General features: G+C 61.4%; 1 protein-coding gene. It reads left to right on the top strand.

Translation table 11 applies throughout. The features are described from left to right. Positions 1-316, top strand: a 316-nt coding sequence (locus AC0L0O_RS30050; RefSeq protein ID WP_473786244.1) for a hypothetical protein, incomplete at both ends; no start/stop codon positions are given.

Here is a 316-nt window from a genome sequence, read left to right as displayed (position 1 = left end):
AACGGGAGCAACAGGTCCGACGGGAATAACGGGAGCAACAGGTCCGACGGGAATAACGGGAGCAACAGGTCCGGCGGGAATAACGGGAGCAACAGGTCCGACGGGAATAACGGGAGCAACAGGTCCGGCGGGAATAACGGGAGCAACAGGTCCGGCGGGAATAACGGGAGCAACAGGTCCGGCGGGAATAACGGGAGCAACAGGTCCGGCGGGAATAACGGGAGCAACAGGTCCGACGGGAATAACGGGAGCAACAGGTCCGGCGGGAATAACGGGAGCAACAGGTCCGACGGGAATAACGGGAGCAACAGGTCCG

The organism is Bacillus sp. GS3m_15504 (assembly GCF_055825275.1).
Note: the sequence above shows the minus strand (reverse complement) of the source record. Positions and strands in the feature narration are given on the sequence as shown.